The 16,855-nt window shown below is 67.7% G+C and carries 12 protein-coding genes; 9 read left to right on the plus strand and 3 right to left on the minus strand.

The annotated features are described in order from the left end of the window. Positions 1-195 precede the first annotated feature (195 nt). Genes ABWP22_RS06740 through ABWP22_RS06765 form a run of 6 tightly spaced genes read left to right on the plus strand, consistent with a single transcriptional unit; the run spans position 196 to position 8,302 of the window. Positions 196-3,801, plus strand: a complete 3,606-nt coding sequence (locus ABWP22_RS06740; protein ID WP_353199194.1) for a hydantoinase B/oxoprolinase family protein — start codon at positions 196-198, stop codon at positions 3,799-3,801. Further along, a complete protein-coding gene (locus ABWP22_RS06745; protein ID WP_353199195.1) occupies positions 3,798-4,211 on the plus strand; it encodes a PaaI family thioesterase in 414 nt (137 codons plus the stop codon). The genes ABWP22_RS06740 and ABWP22_RS06745 overlap by 4 nt, the downstream gene beginning before the upstream one ends. After that, positions 4,208-4,867 (plus strand): DUF969 domain-containing protein, encoded by a 660-nt coding sequence (locus tag ABWP22_RS06750; RefSeq protein ID WP_353199196.1) that lies wholly within the window; start codon positions 4,208-4,210, stop codon positions 4,865-4,867. Before ABWP22_RS06745 ends, ABWP22_RS06750 begins: the two co-directional genes overlap by 4 nt. After that, positions 4,864-5,805, plus strand: a complete 942-nt coding sequence (locus tag ABWP22_RS06755) for a DUF979 domain-containing protein (RefSeq protein WP_353199197.1) — start codon at positions 4,864-4,866, stop codon at positions 5,803-5,805. Before ABWP22_RS06750 ends, ABWP22_RS06755 begins: the two co-directional genes overlap by 4 nt. After that, the gene (locus ABWP22_RS06760) at positions 5,802-6,791 is read left to right on the plus strand and encodes a DUF2891 domain-containing protein (RefSeq protein ID WP_353199198.1); all 990 of its coding nucleotides are present in this window, start codon (positions 5,802-5,804) and stop codon (positions 6,789-6,791) included. Before ABWP22_RS06755 ends, ABWP22_RS06760 begins: the two co-directional genes overlap by 4 nt. Then, complete coding sequence (locus ABWP22_RS06765) at positions 6,788-8,302, plus strand: DUF4403 family protein (protein WP_353199199.1); 1,515 nt, start codon at positions 6,788-6,790, stop codon at positions 8,300-8,302. The genes ABWP22_RS06760 and ABWP22_RS06765 overlap by 4 nt, the downstream gene beginning before the upstream one ends. Here ABWP22_RS06765 and ABWP22_RS06770 read toward each other — a convergent pair. The 3 genes from ABWP22_RS06770 to ABWP22_RS06780 form a co-directional block, all read right to left on the minus strand. Next, positions 8,284-10,050: a DEAD/DEAH box helicase gene (locus ABWP22_RS06770; RefSeq protein ID WP_353199200.1), complete on the minus strand. Its 1,767-nt coding sequence runs from the start codon at positions 10,048-10,050 to the stop codon at positions 8,284-8,286. The two genes, ABWP22_RS06765 and ABWP22_RS06770, sit on opposite strands and share 19 nt — an antisense overlap. Positions 10,051-10,221: 171 nt before the next feature. Beyond that, on the minus strand, positions 10,222-11,397 hold the full coding sequence (locus ABWP22_RS06775) for an acetyl-CoA C-acyltransferase (RefSeq protein WP_353199201.1): 1,176 nt from the start codon (positions 11,395-11,397) through the stop codon (positions 10,222-10,224). A 91-nt stretch (positions 11,398-11,488) separates the two neighbouring features. Continuing rightward, positions 11,489-11,953 (minus strand): MaoC family dehydratase, encoded by a 465-nt coding sequence (locus tag ABWP22_RS06780; RefSeq protein ID WP_353199202.1) that lies wholly within the window; start codon positions 11,951-11,953, stop codon positions 11,489-11,491. A 187-nt stretch (positions 11,954-12,140) separates the two neighbouring features. On the opposite strand from ABWP22_RS06780, the gene ABWP22_RS06785 reads away from it, so the two are divergent. The 3 genes from ABWP22_RS06785 to ABWP22_RS06795 are packed head-to-tail and all read left to right on the plus strand — an operon-like array spanning position 12,141 to position 16,658. Next, a complete protein-coding gene (locus ABWP22_RS06785) occupies positions 12,141-12,791 on the plus strand; it encodes an Npun_F0296 family exosortase-dependent surface protein (RefSeq protein WP_353199203.1) in 651 nt (216 codons plus the stop codon). Positions 12,792-12,843: 52 nt separating this feature from the next. Further along, positions 12,844-15,852, plus strand: a complete 3,009-nt coding sequence (locus ABWP22_RS06790) for an L-glutamate gamma-semialdehyde dehydrogenase (protein WP_353199204.1) — start codon at positions 12,844-12,846, stop codon at positions 15,850-15,852. A 44-nt stretch (positions 15,853-15,896) separates the two neighbouring features. Further along, positions 15,897-16,658 (plus strand): Coq4 family protein, encoded by a 762-nt coding sequence (locus ABWP22_RS06795; protein ID WP_353199205.1) that lies wholly within the window; start codon positions 15,897-15,899, stop codon positions 16,656-16,658. Positions 16,659-16,855: the final 197 nt, after the last annotated feature.

Below are 16,855 nucleotides of genomic sequence, written 5' to 3' on the forward strand. Positions count from 1 at the left end.
TCCCCAACGGCCACCTTGCCGCCATCACCCTCCCCCATCGCCCGAACAGCCGCAAGCGACAAAGAATTCCGTCGCCTGACAGCAAAACTTGTGTGCCCGCTCCGCCGGCCCATCCGGCCATTGGCGGCGGAAAGCTGTACTTGGGCTGGCGTGCCCCCCTTGACCGCCCCTGCCCGTCCCGCCACCACAGGGTCGATGGCAGGCTGGCAATTCTGGATCGATCGCGGCGGCACCTTCACCGATATCGTGGCGCTGCGACCCGATGGCGGCTTGGCCACGGCCAAGCTGCTGAGCCATGCGCCGGAACAATATGCTGACGCCGCACTGGCCGGCATCGCGCGGCTGCGGGGGTCTGATGTTGCGCCGATTGCCGCCGTGCGCATGGGAACGACGGTGGCGACCAACGCCCTGCTCGAACGCAAGGGCGCGCCATGCGTGCTGGCCATCACCCGCGGCCACCGCGATGCGCTGCTGATCGGCCACCAGGCCCGTGCGCAGATTTTTGCGCTGCGGATCGAAAAGCCCGAGCCGTTGTACAGCGACGTGATCGAGATCGACGAACGCATGACGGCCGACGGCACGGTGCTGCGGCCATTGGCCGAGGCCGCCACCACTACCGCGCTGCAAACGGCCTATGACGCGGGCTATCGCAGCATCGCCATCGCCTGCCTGCATGGCCATGCCCATCCGGCGCACGAGGCGCGCGTGGCGGACATCGCACACAGCATCGGCTTCACCCAGATTACCGCCAGTCATCAGGTCGGCGCGGTCATCCGGCTGGTGCCGCGCGCCAACACCGCCGTGGTCGATGCCTATCTGTCGCCGCCACTGCGCGATTATGTGAACAGGGTCGCTGCCGGGCTGCCGGGGGTGAGGCTGGATTTCATGCAATCCAACGGCGGCCTGGCGCGTGCCGGGCATTTCCATGGCCGCGATGCGATCTTGTCGGGCCCTGCCGGCGGCATTGTCGGCATGGCCGCGAGCGGGCGCAGCGCTGGCGAAACGCGGCTGATCGGCTTCGATATGGGCGGCACCTCCACCGATGTGTCGCTGTGGGATGGCCAGTATGAACGCGCCGAGGAGGTGATGATCGCTGGCGTGCCGCTGCGTGTGCCGATGCTGAAGATCGACACGGTGGCGGCCGGCGGCGGATCGATCATCACGCATGCAGCAGGCCGTTTGAAGGTCGGCCCGCACAGCGCCGGTGCGGTGCCGGGCCCGGCCGCCTATCGCCGCGGCGGCCCGCTGACCATCACCGATGCCAATGTGCTGATCGGCATCCTGCAGCCTGATCTGTTCCCGGCGCTGTTTGGCCATGATGGCCAGCAGCCGCTGGATGCCGATGCGGTGCGGGCCGGCTTTGCCGCGCTGGCCGCCGAACTCTGCCAGCCGGCGGAACAGTTGGCGGCCGGGGCGCGCGCCATCGCGGTGGAAACCATGGCGCAGGCGATCAGGCGGATTTCCATCGCGCGCGGCCACGATGCGGCGCGCTACACGCTGGCGTGTTTTGGCGGGGCCGGCGGGCAGCATGCCTGTGCCATCGCCGATCAACTGGGGATGACGCGCATCCTGATCCATCCGCTGGCCGGCCTGCTGTCGGCATTCGGTATCGGGCTGGCGGAATGCCGGGTGGTGCGCGAACGCACGCTCAATCTGCCACTGGTGCCCGATCTGGATCTTGCTGGCCCGGCGGCGGCGCTGGCGCAGCAGGCGCGCGCCGCGCTGGCCGAACAGGGCGAAATCGTGGCCGATGTGCAGGTGCGGGCGCGCATCCGCTATGCCGGCAGCGACAGCGGCATCGCCCTGCCCCTGGCGGCGCCGGACGTGCTGGCGCATGAATTTGCCGCCGCGCAAACCCGGCGCTTCGGCTTTGTGGTGGCCGGCGCCGATCTGGTGGTGGACGCGCTGATCGCCGAAGCGGTGGGCGAAACGCCGCTGGTGCCGAACATGGCCGCAACAGTCGGCAAGGGCGCCCCGCACCTCGCCACGCGGCCGGTGTTTCTGGGCGGGGAATGGCGCAACACAGGCTTTTACGCGCGCGCCAACCTGCCGATCGGCTGGCGCATCGCCGGCCCGGCCTGCATCCTCGATGATGCGGGCACCACGCTGGTCGAACCGGGCTGGCAGGCCGAAGTGGACGCAGCGCTGAACCTGGTGCTCACCAAATTCCCCTCTCCCCCCAATGCTTCTGGGCAGGGAGAGGGCGACCCGCCGCCAGGCGAGCCGGGAGAGGGGTCGCCAACCCCGGCCCCCGTAGACCCCATCAAACTCGAACTCTTCGCCAACCGTTTCATGGCCATCGCCGAAGACATGGGCGAAGCGCTCAAAACCACCGCCTGGTCGGTCAACATCAAGGAACGGCTGGATTTTTCCTGCGCCATCTTTGACGGCCAAGGCCATCTCGTCGCCAACGCCCCGCACATGCCGGTGCATCTGGGTTCGATGGGAGACAGTGTGCGCACCGTGATGGCGAAATGGGCCGGGCACACGCGCGGCATCCGGCCGGGCGATGTGTTCGTGCTGAACAACCCGTTCGCCGGCGGCACGCATTTGCCGGATGTGACCGTGGTTGCGCCAGTGTTCGTTGACGGGGCGCTCTGCTTCTGGGTCGCCGCACGCGGGCATCAGGCCGACATCGGCGGCATCACCCCCGGATCAATGCCGCCCGACAGCCGCACGATCAGCGAAGAAGGCGTGTTGATCGACAATATCCTGCTGATCGATGAAGGCAATTTCCTTGAGGACCAGATGCTCGCCCTGCTGGCCAGCGGCCCGTGGCCGGCGCGCAACCCGGCGCGCTGCATTGGCGATCTGAAGGCGCAGGCCGCCGCTTGTGCGCGCGGTGGACAAGCCTTGGCCCAGTTGTGCCGCCTGGAAGGCAGCGCGACCGTCGGCGCCTTCATGGGCCATGTGCAGGACAATGCCGAGGCCGCGGTTCGCGACGCCATTTCGCGCTTGCGCGACGGCGCGATGACCGTGGCCATGGACAATGGCGCGCAGATCAATCTGGCGGTGCGCATCGATCACGCCGCCCGCAGCGCCACCATCGATTTCACCGGCACATCCTTGCAATTGCCGGACAATTTCAATGCGCCCTTCTCGGTGGCGCAGGCCGCGGTGCTGTATGTGTTCCGCTGTCTGGCGGGCAGCGACCTGCCGATGAACGATGGCTGCATGCGCCCGCTCACCCTGATCGTGCCGGAAGGCACCATGCTGCGCCCCACCGCGCCGGCCGCCGTGGTGGCGGGCAATGTCGAAACCAGCCAGATCATCACCGATGCATTGTTCGGTGCACTGGGGGTGCTGGCGGCCAGCCAGGGCACCATGAACAATTTCACCTTCGGCAATGCAAACCACCAATATTACGAGACAATTTGCGGCGGCGCCGGCGCCGGAGACGGGTTTGCCGGCACCAGCGCCGTGCAGACCCACATGACCAACAGCCGCCTGACCGACCCGGAAGTGCTCGAAACCCGCTTTCCGGTGCTGGTCGAAGATTTCAGCGTGCGGCCCGGTTCGGGCGGAGCCGGTCACTGGCCGGGCGGCGACGGCGTGGTGCGCCGCATAAGGTTCCGCGAGGCCATGACCGCCTCCCTGCTCTCCGGCCGCCGCTTGACGCGTCCGTTTGGCCTTGCAGGTGGCGATGATGCCCTGCCCGGCGCAGCGCACGTGGAACGCAGCGATGACCGTATCGAGCAGCTTGCCGCCTGCGCCCGTGCCGAACTGCAGCCGGGCGATTGCATCGTCATCGAAACGCCCGGCGGTGGTGGTTTCGGCGGTGGATATGGAGCGATCCCATGAACCAACCCGATATTCCGGACGGCTTTTCGCCCCACTTGCGGTCAAGCCCTGTCACCGATGCCTGGGCCCCGATCTTCGCGCGCATCACGCCCACGGCCTTCATCCTCGGGCTCCATGTGGCCACATGTCATTGCAACGGGCGCGGGCTGCTGCACGGCGGCGTAATTGCGGCACTGGCCGATAATGCCATGGGCCTGTCGGCCGCGCTGCACGCCAGCCCACCGGCCAGCCCGGTGACCACCAGCCTGTCGATCGATTATTTCGGCAAGGCCGCCCTTGGCGCCTGGCTGACCTTTGAAACCGATCATGTTTCGATTCACGGCCACACCGTCGTCACCCACGCCATGGTGCTGGCCGACGGCGTGGCCGTGGCGCGGGCCAGTGCAGGCTTTCGGCTGCCAAAGGCGTGACGGACGCGACCAATTTCTGGCCGCTGGCCGGCATTGCCATCGTCGTCATCGGATTTGCCTTGCGCGCCAATCCGCTGGCCGTGGTCGTCGCCGCAGCGTTCGGCAGCGGGCTCGGCGCCGGCCTCGGCGTCTCCGAAGTGATCGCCGCGCTCGGCAAGGCCTTTCACCAGAACCGCTATGTCTCGGTGCCCTGGCTGGTGCTGCCGGTGATCGGCCTGATGGAACGCGCCGGCCTGCAGGAACAGGCGCGCAGCCTGATCGCCCGCACGCGCGCGGCCACGGCGTCGCGCATCCTGTTGTTTTACATGGCGCTGCGCCAGATCACGGCAGCGCTGGGCCTTACCCATGTCGCCGGCCATCCGCAGACCGTACGGCCGCTGATCGCCCCGATGGTCGAAGCCGCCGCCATACGGGATGACCCTGCCATCACCAAGGAATCCCGCGAAAAGATCAAGGCGATGGCCGCGGCCACCGACAATGTCGGGCTGTTCTTCGGCGAGGATATCTTCCTCGCCATCGCATCGATCCTGCTGATCAAGGGCTTTCTGGAAGGCGCTGGCATCATCGTGCAGCCGCTGGAATTGTCGGTATGGGCGATCCCCACCGCGATCGCGGCCTTCCTGGTGCACGGGTTCCGGTTGTGGCGGCTGAAATGATCGGTTTGCCCGAACTCTACACGCTGACCGGCCTGGTGTTCGCCGGCTGGGCGGCGGCGACCCTGCTCGATCGGCAGCATCCGCGGCGCTGGCGGGCGGCAGCCTTCTGGGGCGGAATCGCGGCGGAATTTCTTGTCGGCGACCGGTTCGGCGATTTCGGCAATGGCTTGGCTGTGCTGGCCTTGGTGGCGCTGGCGCTGTCCGGCGCGCCTGGCAAGGGGCGTCCGGCCACCAGCACGGAGCCCGAACGCCAGCGGCAAACCGCGCGCTGGGGCAACCGGCTGTTCCTGCCGGCGCTGATCGTGCCGGGCGTGGCCTTGGGCGGCACCTTTCTGCTGCCGCGCCTCGGCGGCCTGGTTGATCCCAAACAGGTGACGCTGATCAGCCTGGGGTTGGGCGCCGTCATCGCCACTGCGGTGCTGCTGATCTGGTTCCGCCCGCCGGCCAGCGCCGCCGTGCAGGAAGGCCGGCGGCTGGCCGAAGGCGTCGGCTGGGCGATGATCCTGCCGCAGTTGCTGGCCAGCCTGGGCGCAGTGTTTGCCGTGGCCGGTGTTGGGGATATTGTCGGCGCGCTGGCACCATTGGCCATTCCCGAAGGCAGTCGCCTCGCCGCCGTGCTGGCCTTCACCGGCGGCATGGCGCTATTCACCATGTTGATGGGCAATGCCTTTGCTGCCTTTCCGGTGATGATGGGCGGCATCGGCCTGCCGGTGCTGGTGGCGGCCATGGGCGGCAATCCGGTGGTGGTGGGCGCGGTCGGCATGCTGGCCGGGTTCTGCGGCACCTTGCTCAGCCCGATGGCCGCCAATTTCAACATCGTGCCGGCCGCCCTGCTGGAACTTTCGGATCGATACGCAGTCATAAAGGCACAGTGGCCGACAGCGGTGGCCATGTGGCTGTTCAATACCGCCATGATCTGGGGGTTTGCGTTCAAATGATCCTGAGTTCTGATCAGGCTGCCCGCATGTCCGGTATCGCGCTGGGCCATGTGACTCGCGAATATCCGCACAAGCTCGATCATGTACTTGCCAGCGACGCCGACGCGCGCAGCCCCCGCGAACTCCACCCGATCTTCTTCGGCAGCTTTGATTGGCACAGTTGCGTGCATGGCTGGTGGCTGCTGATGCGGCTGCTGGCGCGGTTTCCGGACCATGCGCGCGCCGCAGACACACGCGCGCTGGCGGCCGCGACCTTCACCGCCGAAAACGTGGCGGCCGAACGCGCCTATCTCACGCGGGCCGAATCCGGCGGCTTCGAACGGCCCTATGGCTGGGCCTGGCTGTTGATGCTGCACGCCCAAATGGCCCGGCAAAACAGCGCATTCGCGCCCGTTCTCGCGCCGCTGGCCGAAGATTTCGCCGCGCGCTGGCGGGCACATCTGCCGCGCCTCACCTACCCGATCCGCACTGGCAGCCATGGCAGTACGGCGTTCGCACTGGTGCTGATCAGCGAATGGGCGCGCGACCATGATCCGGCGCTGCTGGCCCTGATGGCGGATCGAGCCCGCGACTGGTACGGTCATGATCGCGGCGCCCAAGCCTGGGAGCCCGATGGCGACGCGTTCCTGTCGCCTGCGCTCACCGAAGCCCTGGCAATGGCCAGCCTGCTGCCGGACGCCGAATTCCAGATCTGGATCCAAGCCTTTCTGCCCGACATTGCGCAACGGCGACCGGCCAGCCTCTTTACCCCGGCCAGCGTATCCGATCGCAGCGACGGCAAGATCGCGCACCTCGATGGCCTCAACCTGTCGCGCGCCTGGGCGATGCGACGGCTGGCCGCCACGCTGGGCGCCGGCGCGCCGGCCGCGCCCGTGCTGCAAGCCACGGCCGACGCGCATCTGGACGCCGCGCTGCCACACATCGCGGGCGACTATGCCGGGGAACATTGGTTGGCCAGCTTTGCGTTGCTGGCCCTGGAGGCGTGATCGCCAGGCGGTGGCTGTGCGTGGGGTTGGCAGCGGCACTGATCATCGGGTTGACGCTGTGGCAGTTGCAACCGGGCTGGCGCTCCGGCCGGATCGATCTGGGCGCGCCGCCACCGCGGGCCGCTGCGACGCGGATATCCGTGCCGCCCGTGTCCAGCATCGCGCTGCCGGTGCGCCTGCCGCTCAGCTTTCTGGCGCGGGCCATTAACGATGCGGTGCCCGCACAATTGTGGGCCATCGACGAACCTGGCCGCGTCTGTGTGCCGGCCGCTCGGCTGAAATTGTTCAAATCAGACGTGAAAATCACGCCGGACATCAAATGCCGGATTGTCGGCGATGTGGTGCGCGGGCCGATCCGGCTGACCGGGCGCGGGCCGCTGATCCATCTCGAAATGCCGCTGTCGGCCGTGGTGCAGGCGCGCGACATCGGCGGCATCATCAGCCACGAAACCGCCACGGCCGCCGCGCTGGTCACCGCTGAACTGCGCCCAGCCCTCACCGCCGACGGCCGGCTGACGGCGCGCATCCAGCTCGCCTATGATTGGCAGCAGGAGCCAGGCGTTACCCTCATGGGCCAGCGCATCCGCTTCACCGAGAAGATCGATCGCAAGCTGGCGCCGGTGCTGGCCAAGGCCGAAATCGCACTGACCCGCACATTGGCCAATAGCGCCATCAAGGACCAGATCGACGATCTCTGGCGGCAGGGGTTCACGGTGGAATCGCTGAACCGTCACAACCCGACCGCCTGGCTGCGGTTGACGCCGATGGGCCTGCGCGTCGGCACGATTTATGTCGAAGGCGATCAACTGCACATCGATGCCGTGCTGACTGCGATTGCCGAAGTGGCGCTGGGCCCGGCACCGCCGCGGCCCCATCCGACCCTGCTGCCCGCCATCACCCGCGCCAAGGGCGGGCGCGGGGGCGGGCTGGTGCTGCACACCGCCGTGCTGTCTGACTATGCCACACTGGAACCGGTGATCGCCAAGGCGCTGGCGAAGCTGTCCGCCAGAGGCATCACCGTGCCGCAGATCGGCCGCGTGAAGGTCAGCTTTGGCCGGCCGACGCTTTATGCCACGGGCAGCGACCGGCTGGCGCTCGGGTTGGATATCGCCGCGCGCGGGCCATACCAACTGCTCGACACGCGTGGCCGCGTTTGGCTGACTGCGCGCGCCGAAACGGCACCGGGCAGCGAGCGCGTGTTGATCCGCGATCTGCAACTGGTGGCCGATCATGCCGAGGGCATGCAGTTGCCGTTGCTGCTGGCCGTCGCGGTGGCCGATCCGGTTCGCCTGGCGCTTGAACAGGCACTGACGCAGGATTTCGGCCACGATTACAGCAAATTGATGACCAAGATCGACAAGAAGCTGACGGCGGTGAAAATCGGTGATTTCACGCTGGGCGGCGAACTGCGCGATGTCCGCCATGGCAAGATACTGGCGCTGGGCCAGGGCCTTTACCTGCCGGTCGAGGCGCGCGGTTCTGCCCGGATCGATTACGCCGCGCCGCGGTGAGGCGGTTTGCGCGGCGCATGCGGCCGCGCATGCATGGGCGGACGCGGCGGGCGGGGTGCGGGTGGCCCCCCGGCCGGCTCGATGGCGATCTGGTCCTCGGCACTGCGGCCCTGGCGGGTGGCATGGCGCTGCAAGGCGACAATGAAGCGCTCGGCCATATCAGGCGCGATTTCCACCATGGTTTCCGACGGCAGGATGCGGATGCTGCCGATGTCGGGCTTGGTGACGCCGCCGCGCCGGCAAAGCAGCGGGATGATCCAGCGCGGATCGGCATTCTGGCGACGACCGACATCCAGCCGGAACCACACGCCGCCCCCGCCCTGATTGCCGCCCTGGCCATGGCCGACACCCTCGTCGTTACCGCGCCGATCATTGCCCACCCGGCGTTCGCCGGCTTGCGGCCGTTCACGCGATGTCGGGCGTGACTGCGGCTGGCCAGCATCAACCAATTCTTCCACCTGCGGCAGCCGGGCGCGGTGCATGCGCACCAGGGCAGAAGCGATTTCATCGACACCGTGACGGGTCAGCAGTTCCTCGCCCAGGCGCTTGTCATCCTCGTCCAGTGCACCGATGCCTTCACCGATGCTGACCAGCAGGCGATCCCGATCCTGTGCATTGATCGCTTCGGCGGTCGGCACCTTGACCCAGTCGGCCTTCACCCCGGCGCCGCCCAGCATGCGCTCCACCCGCCGACGCGCCTGGTAGGGCACGATCAGCACGGCCGTGCCCTTGGCGCCGGCGCGCCCGGTGCGGCCGGATCGGTGCTGCAATGTTTCGGCATCGCGCGGCACTTCGACATGGATCACCAGGGACAGGCCGGGCAGATCGATACCGCGCGCTGCCACATCGGTGGCAACGCACAGCCGGGCGCGGCGGTCGCGCAAGGCTTGCAACGCCTGATTGCGTTCGGATTGGCTGTGTTCGCCCGACAGCGCCACGGCGGCAAAGCCACGCTCGGTCAGGCTGGCGTGCAGGCGGCGGACATTGTCGCGCGTCGCGCAGAACAGCAGGGCGGTCGGCGGCTCGTGGAAGCGCAGCAGATTGACCACAGCCGATTCGATATCGGCTGGGCTGACGGCGACGCATTGATAGGCAATATCGGCGTGCGCGGTGCTGCGGCCGGCGGTGGCGAGGCGCAGCGCATCCTTCTGATAATCGCGGGCAAGTTCGGCGATGCCCTTGGGCATGGTCGCCGAAAACAGCAATGTGCGGCGGGTGGGCGGCGCGGCATCGAGAATTTCCTCGAGATCCTCACGAAAGCCCATGTCGAGCATTTCATCGGCTTCATCGAGCACGACGACCTTGCAATGATCGAGCAGCAAGGCGCCGCGTTCGAGGTGATCGCGCAGACGGCCCGGGGTGCCGACGACGATGTGCGCGCCCGCGGCCAGGGTGCGCCGTTCCACCGATTGATTCATGCCGCCGACGCAAGTGGCGATGCGGCCACGGGCCGGGGCGTAGAGCCACGAAAGTTCCTTGGCGACTTGCAGCGCCAGTTCGCGCGTCGGCGCAATCACCAGCGCCTGCGGCCGGCCGGGCGGCGCCAGCACCGGGGCATCGCCGAGCAGATCGGCGGCCATGGCAAGGCCGAAGGCCACGGTTTTGCCCGATCCGGTTTGCGCCGACACCAGCAGATCGCGGCCGCGCGCCTCATCGGCGATCACGGCGGCTTGCACGGGGGTGAGTTCTTCGTAACCGCGCGCGGCAATGGCCTGGGCCAGCGGCGGGGGCAATGTGTCCATGTTCATCGCGGGCCTATGGCCGAAATTGCGGCGAAAGGCGAATCATGAAGCGTTCCACCCCCAGCCCCTCCCGCAAGCGGGAGGGGAGCCGCGTGGGCGGATGACCAGCGCTCCCCACCAGCACCGAACGGCTCCCCTCCCGCTCGCGGGAGGGGCTGGGGGTGGGGAGCAGCGCGATCAATAAACCTCGAACAGCCCGGCAGCGCCCATGCCGCCGCCCACGCACATCGTCACCACCACATATTTGGCACCGCGGCGCTTGCCTTCGATCAGGGCGTGGCCGGTGCAGCGTGCGCCGGTCATGCCATAGGGGTGGCCGATCGAGATCGAGCCGCCGTTGACGTTGAGCAGATCGGGATCGATGCCGAGCACATCGGCGCAGTGCAGGACCTGCACGGCAAAGGCCTCGTTCAATTCCCACAGGCCGATGTCGTTCAAAGTCAGGCCGTTGGCCTTCAACAATTTCGGGATGGCATAGATCGGGCCGATGCCCATTTCATCCGGCTCCAGGCCCGCGACGGCCATGCCGCGATAGGCGCCCAGCGGGGTCAGGCCGCGACGGGCCGCTTCACCGGCTTCCATGAGCACGCTGGCCGAAGCGCCATCGGAAAGCTGGCTGGCATTGCCGGCGGTGATCACGCCACCTTCGATCACCGGCTTCAGGCCCTTCAGGCCTTCCAGCGTGGTTTCCGGGCGGTTGCCTTCATCCTTGGTGAGGGTGATTTCGTGGGTGGTGACCTCCTTGGTCTCCTTGTTGACCATCGCCATCTGGGCGGTCATCGGCACGATTTCATCATCGAACTTGCCGGCGGCCTGGGCGGCAGCCGTGCGCATCTGGCTTTGGAAGCCATATTCATCCTGGCGATCGCGGCTGACATTGTAGCGCTTGGCGACAACTTCAGCGGTTTGCAGCATCGGCATGTATACATTGGGGTGCATCGCCACCAGGCTGGGATCGCCCTGCACACGCATCTTGTCGTTCTGCACCATCGAGATGGAATCGACGCCGGCGCCGATGGTGATCTGCATGCCATCAACGATGATCTGCTTGGCCGCTGTCGCGATCGACATCACGCCCGACGAACATTGCCGATCCATCGATTGGCCCGAAACCGTTACCGGCAGGCCCGCGCGCAGCAAGGCGGTACGGGCGATATTGCCCCCCTGAACACCCTGTTGCAGGGCGCAGCCCATCACCACATCATCCACCTCGCCGCCGTCGATGCCGGCACGCTTGACGGCGTGGGCAATGGCATGGCCAGCCAAGGTGGGCGACGGCGTCGCATTGAACGCACCGCGATAGGCCCGGCCGATCGGCGTGCGGGCGGTGGAAACGATAACGGCTTCACGCATGGGAATGTCCTTTTCTCAATCCCCTCTCCCGTTCGGGGAGAGGGAGGGGCCCGCCCCGCTGGGCGGTGGGAGGGTGAGGGTAAGCTCTGGTTTAACCGACGTACTGCAACGTGATCCACTCCGCCGCCAACGCCGGCTTGGTTTCACCGTCGATCTCCACCGCGACATTGGTCGTGGTCTGCCAGGCGCCATCCGGGCGCTGCGTCACGTCGGCAATGGTGAAGCGCCCGCGGATCTTGCGGCCGGATTTCACCGGCGCCATGAAACGCACCTTGTTGAGGCCATAGTTCACGCCCATGCGCGTGCCCTTGATGCCGGGCATCGCCTGATAGGCCATCACCGAAAGCAGGCTGAGCGTCAGATAGCCGTGGGCGATGGTGGTGCCGAACGGCGTTTGCGCGGCCAGTTCCGGATTCACGTGGATGAACTGGTGATCGCCGGTCACTTCGGCAAAGGCGTCGATCTTGTCCTGCGGCACCTCGATCCAGTCCGACACACCCACTTCGGTGCCGGCCAGCGCGCGAAATTCGTCCAGAGTCAGGCTTTTTGCGGCCATGGCCGATCCTTCCCATTGATTGCTTTGGCGCGAACCTAAGCCCCGCTTGACGTGCGCGTCAACCCGGCAGATTCGAGGTTAAGGCGCAACGGTTAACCCTTTGTTGATATTCACGCATTTTTTACCTTGGCGTAACGGGCTGGCCATCAACCCGGCGGCGACCTGCCGCCCTGCCACCAAGGATATCATGATGCGCCCCACCCTCACTGCCGCTTTCCTCGTCGCCGCCTTTGTCGCCCTGCCGGCGACGGCCGCCACCCTGGTCAGCCGGCCCGGCGCGCCCGATCCCGGCCCGCTTGCCGGTGAATCGCGTGTCGTCACCTTCGATGCGGCCAATGCGCCGGGCTTCACCTGGGCCGGCGCACCGGCGACCCGCGCCACCAGCCTGTCGGGCACGGCTGCCGCACCGGCCGGCGTCACCAACCGCTTCGGCTTTGTCTCCACCGCGCAGGGCCAGCCGGCCAGCGCCACCTTGCGGACCCCGGCGCTGCGTTCGATCAGCCTGTATTGGGGATCGGTGGACGGCCATAACCGCGTCACCCTTCTGGGCCGCAACAGCCAGGTGCTCGGCCAGTTCACCGGCAACCAGTTGCCGGCGCAGAACGGCAGTTGGTGGGCCGCCAATGCCAACCGACGCGTCGGCTTTGTGGCGGAGGCGGGGACCTGGATTCACGCCATCAGGCTGGATGCCGGCGGTATTGCCTTCGAATTCGACGATATCGCCGCCAATGCCGTGCCAGAACCAGCGAGCTGGGCCATGCTGATGGCCGGCTTCGGCCTGGTCGGTGCGGCAGCGCGCCGGCGCGAGGCGCGGATGATGAAGGCCGCCGCCGTCTGACACATGTGTAACGGAAGGTGACGCGGGGCCGCCGAGTCCGTAAACGGCAGCAATGAACCGCGCCCACATTGCCACCCGCGCCCTGATGCGCAGCCTCCACCGGGCGCCCGAAGCCGACGTGCTCGCCGGCCTGCTGCCGGCCGCCACGCTGGATGCGGCCACCCGCGCCGGGGTGGAAGGCCGCGCGCTCGGCCTGCTCGCCGATCTGCGCGCCGCGCAAGGCTCGGGCTGGGTCAACCGCTTCCTGCATCAGTATCGGCTCAACACCGCCGAAGGCGTGGCGCTGCTCAGCCTGGCCGAGGCGTTCCTGCGCGTGCCGGATGCCGCGACCGCCGATCTGCTGATCCGCGACAAATTGGGCACGCCCGATTGGTCCGGGCATCTGGGTGATTCCGATTCGGCCCTGGTCAACAGCGCCACCTGGGGCCTGGTGATCACCCGCGCCGTGGTGGGCGAGGATGGCCGCGCCAGCGTGCTGCGCCGGCTGATCGCGCGCGCCGGGGAGCCGTTCGTGCGCCAGGGCGTGGGCGCCGCCATGCGATTGATGGGTCAGGTGTTCGTGATGGGCCGCAGCATCGAGGAAGCACTGGACCGCGCCGCCGACAAGGACAATCGCGGCTTCACCGCCAGTTTCGACATGCTGGGCGAAGCCGCGCGCACCGCCGAAGATGGGACGCGCTATTTCGCCAGCTATCTGAACGCGATCCAGGCCGTGGGCCGTGATGCGAAGACGAATGATCCCATCACCCAGCGCCATTCGATCTCGGTGAAGCTGTCGGCGCTGCATCCCCGTTATGAAACCGCGCATGCGGCCACCTGTGTGCCGGCGCTGATCGCCATGCTCCAGCAACTGGCCGACGCCGCCGCCAGCGCCGGCATCGGGCTGACGGTCGATGCCGAAGAACAGGAGCGGCTGACGATGAGCCTGGACATCATCGCCGCCGTCGCCCGCCAGCCGCGCCCAGGTTGGGGCGGTTTCGGCCTGGCGGTGCAAGCCTATGGCAAGCGGGCGCGCGCCGTGATCGCCTGGGCCGGCGCGCTGGCCGAAGAAACCGGCACGCAATTGACCGTAAGGCTGGTGAAAGGCGCCTATTGGGACAGCGAGATCAAGCGCACCCAGGAAAACGGCCTGGCCGATTACCCGCTGTTCACCCGCAAGGCCGCCACCGACGTCTCCTATCTCGCCTGCGCTCGCGACATGCTGGCCGATGCGCGGCTATACCCGGCCTTTGCCACCCACAATGCGCTGACCGTCGCCACCATCCTGGAATGGGCCAGCCAGTCGGGCAGACGCGATTTCGAATTCCAGCGCCTGCACGGCATGGGCGAAGGCCTGTTCGAGCGCCTGGTGCAAAGCGATGGCTGGCGCTGCCGCACCTATGCGCCGGTCGGCGGCCACCGCGACCTGCTGGCCTATCTGGTGCGGCGCCTGCTGGAAAACGGCGCCAACAGCAGCTTCGTGCACCAACTGGCCGACGAGAATGTTTCCGATGCGCATCTGCTCGCCGATCCGGCGGTGCGCATCGCCGCGGTGGGCGGCGCGCCGCACCCGTCGATCCCGCTGCCGGCCGCGCTGTATGGCGACACGCGCCGCAACAGCGCCGGCCTCGATCTGGCCGATGCCGACGTGCTGGCCGCCACCGCCGCCCATGTCGCCGGCTTCACGCTGCCCGCGCCGCCGGCACCGCTGCATCTGACCAGCGAGGTCGGCGATGCGGTGGCGGCCGCGCACGCCGCCTTCCCGGCCTGGGCACGGCAGCCGGTGGCGGCGCGCGCGGCAGTGCTGGACCAGTTGGCCGATCTGTTGGAACGCGACCGGCTCGATCTGATCGCCGCCTTGGTGATCGAGGCGCGCAAGACCATCCCCGACGCGCTGGCCGAGGTGCGCGAAGCCGTGGATTTCTGCCGCTATTATGCCGCCGAAGCGCGCCGCATCATGGTGCCGATGCTGCTGCCCGGCCCGACCGGCGAGAAGAATGAGCTGCACCTCGCGCCGCGCGGCGTGTTTGCCGCCATCGCGCCGTGGAATTTCCCGCTGGCGATCTTCCTGGGCCAGGTCGCGGCCGCGCTGGTCGCCGGCAATGCCGTGGTCGCCAAGCCGGCGCCGCAAACGCCGGTGATCGCCGCGATGGCGCGCAAACTGGCGCTGGAGGCCGGCGTGCCAGCGGGCGTGTTCGGGTTGGTGACGGGCGACGGCGACATCGGCGATGCGCTGGTGCGCGACGCGCGCATCATGGGCGTCGCCTTCACCGGCTCCACTGCCACCGCGCGCCGCATTGCGCGCGCCCTGCTCGATGATGAATCGCGCCCACTGGTGCCGTTGATCGCCGAAACCGGCGGCATCAACGCGATGATCGTCGATTCGACCGCGCTGACCGAGCAAGTGGTGGCCGATGTCCTCACCTCGGCGTTCCGCTCGGCCGGGCAGCGTTGCTCGGCATTGCGCCTGCTGCTGGTGCAGGCGGATGTGGCGGAGCGCACGCTGGCCATGCTGAACGGCGCCATGGACGGCCTGGTGCTGGGCGATCCGGCCGATCCGGCGACCGATGTCGGCCCGGTGATCGACGGCGGCGCCTATGATCGCCTCGAAACCTATCGCCAGTCACTGCGCACACGCTGGGTCCATGCCCTGTCCGCCCCTGCCGCCGGTGAAATCGTGGTGCCGACCATCATCCAGCTCGATTCGCCGGCCGAGCTGACCGCCGAATGGTTCGGCCCCATCCTGCATGTCGCCACCTGGCCGGCCGGCAAATTGGCCGAAACCGTGGCAGCGGTGAACGCCAGCGGGTTCGGCCTGACCATGGGCCTGCACAGCCGCATCGCCAGCGTCGCTGCCGACGTGACCGCGCTGGCCGAGGTCGGCAATCTCTATGTCAATCGCTCGATGATCGGCGCGGTGGTGGGCAGCCAGCCGTTCGGCGGCGAAGGCCTGTCCGGCACCGGTTTCAAGGCCGGCGGCCCGCATTATCTCTATCGCTTCCTCACCGAACGCACGGTTTCCACCGACACGACCAGCGCCGGCGGCAATGCGTCGCTGCTCAGCATCGAGGACATCAGCTGAACCGACGTTGCAGTTTGCGGCAAATTGCGTAGTCTGGCTCCGCAATGAGTATCATCCAACCGATCGCCGCCCTGCAGCCGCAGGCCATTGTTCGCCCGCGCCGCAACTGGCCGGCGGCCTTTGCGGCGCTGCGCCGGCTGCTGGCCGACAAGGACAGCACCGAGGAGGTGTTCAACATCATGCAGGCGCTGAACGGCGATGCCACCTGGCGCGGCTATCATCGGCTGCTGACCACGGTGGAAGGCGGCCAACTGGCGTATCGGCGCGACGAAATCGCCGCGCTGCTGTCGGATCGGGCCTGGTTGCGCACCCTGCCGCCCGACAGCCTGGGCCGCGCCTATCTGGCGCATGTGGAAGGCAGCAACATCTCGGCCGAAGGGCTGATCGCGGTGTCGTCGCATGTCATGCGCGGCGTCGAGCATCCAGTGGCCTGGTTCGGCCGGCGCACGCGCGATGTGCATGATCTGTGGCATGTGCTGGCCGGATATGGCACCGATGGCCTGGGGGAGGCGTGTCTGGTCGCCTTCTCCTGGCCGCAGACTGGCGGGCTGGGCTGGGCGTTCATCGCCGCCGGCGCCGCCGTCAAAAGCCGCACCGCGCCGGAACGCCATCCCTATGCGCGCGCCATCTGGGAAGGCTATCGCCGCGGCCGATCGGCGCTGTGGCTGAGCCAACTGGATTATGCCGCGCTGTTGCCGCAACCCCTCGATGCCGTGCGGGCCGGCCTCGGCCTCGCGCCGCCGCATGTATATGACAGCATTCCGGCGCACGCACGGATGGGCGCCATTCCCAAGACGCCGGGCTGAGCGCACCATCGGCTGAAGTTGATTGCGTTTTAATTGAAGCACTTCGGCTCCCTCCCCCTTGAGGGGAGGGCGGCTCGGCGCCAGCCGAGCGGGGTGGGGGTTCCCGCCCGCTGTGACCGAAAGGCGGACCCCCACCCCGCTCGCGCCATGGGGCGCGAGTCGCCCTCCCCTCAAGGGGGAGGGAGTTAAATGTTTCA

The organism is Sandarakinorhabdus sp. (genome assembly GCF_040398665.1).
Lineage (GTDB): Bacteria > Pseudomonadota > Alphaproteobacteria > Sphingomonadales > Sphingomonadaceae > Sandarakinorhabdus.

Excerpts from the sequence above, each read along its gene's own strand:
- ABWP22_RS06740 (WP_353199194.1), top strand. The coding sequence starts at position 196 with ATGGCAGGCTGGCAATTCTGGATCGATCGCGGCGGCACCTTCACCGAT.
- ABWP22_RS06745 (WP_353199195.1), top strand. The coding sequence starts at position 3,798 with ATGAACCAACCCGATATTCCGGACGGCTTTTCGCCCCACTTGCGGTCA.
- ABWP22_RS06755 (WP_353199197.1), top strand. The coding sequence starts at position 4,864 with ATGATCGGTTTGCCCGAACTCTACACGCTGACCGGCCTGGTGTTCGCC.
- ABWP22_RS06760 (WP_353199198.1), top strand. The coding sequence starts at position 5,802 with ATGATCCTGAGTTCTGATCAGGCTGCCCGCATGTCCGGTATCGCGCTG.
- ABWP22_RS06770 (WP_353199200.1), bottom strand. The coding sequence starts at position 10,050 with ATGAACATGGACACATTGCCCCCGCCGCTGGCCCAGGCCATTGCCGCG.
- ABWP22_RS06775 (WP_353199201.1), bottom strand. The coding sequence starts at position 11,397 with ATGCGTGAAGCCGTTATCGTTTCCACCGCCCGCACGCCGATCGGCCGG.
- ABWP22_RS06780 (WP_353199202.1), bottom strand. The coding sequence starts at position 11,953 with ATGGCCGCAAAAAGCCTGACTCTGGACGAATTTCGCGCGCTGGCCGGC.
- ABWP22_RS06785 (WP_353199203.1), top strand. The coding sequence starts at position 12,141 with ATGATGCGCCCCACCCTCACTGCCGCTTTCCTCGTCGCCGCCTTTGTC.
- ABWP22_RS06790 (WP_353199204.1), top strand. The coding sequence starts at position 12,844 with ATGAACCGCGCCCACATTGCCACCCGCGCCCTGATGCGCAGCCTCCAC.
- ABWP22_RS06795 (WP_353199205.1), top strand. The coding sequence starts at position 15,897 with ATGAGTATCATCCAACCGATCGCCGCCCTGCAGCCGCAGGCCATTGTT.